This window comes from Pseudomonas sp. 43(2021), assembly GCF_017490805.1.
Lineage (GTDB): Bacteria > Pseudomonadota > Gammaproteobacteria > Pseudomonadales > Pseudomonadaceae > Aquipseudomonas.
Window position 1 is genome coordinate 1 of record NZ_JAFGYJ010000225.1, and the last position, 547, is coordinate 547.

At 54.1% G+C, this 547-nt stretch carries 1 pseudogene; it reads right to left on the reverse strand.

The window, feature by feature from the left end:
* Nucleotides 1–283: 283 nt before the first annotated feature.
* Nucleotides 284–547 (reverse strand): annotated as a pseudogene (locus tag J5M71_RS26885) (hypothetical protein); the annotation flags it as partial.

Consider the following 547-nt stretch of genomic DNA (forward strand, 5'->3'; position numbering starts at 1 on the left):
GGACTTACCGGCGTACCGGAGCCTTCCCACAAGATGCTCGGAATGAGGTGATAGCGGCTGCCAGCGCGCCAATTTTATGCTGGAAAAAATTTGGGGCATGCTATGAAAACGCTTATCGCGATACTGGTTTTGATTGCACTTTCCGGATGTAGCAACGGGCAATTTTTCCCCGGCGGCTATGGTTCTGAACTGGCGCACAAGTGCTACATAGACCCCTACAGTGCCGAATGCCTGCAACCGCCGGCAGTACTTCATAACTGATCGGTCATGAATGGCTGGTCAGTCAAAACTCCCACTTGAAGAACTCTGTCCCGTTCGGCAGTTTCCTCAGCCACTTTTGCTTGGGTTTGCGCAGGCGCCCGGGAATGAAACCGAAACGCGCCCAGCGCAGACTGCCCGTGCGCTGGTCGTAAATCACCAGGTTTCCATCGTCCTGCACAGTCATGTATGTGTTGTACCAAAGCGACTTGTCGGCGCTGTGCGTGCTTTCCGCGATCCATAATCGTCGCCTGGAGGGGTCATAAAGAAAGCCGCTGTTGCTGATCAC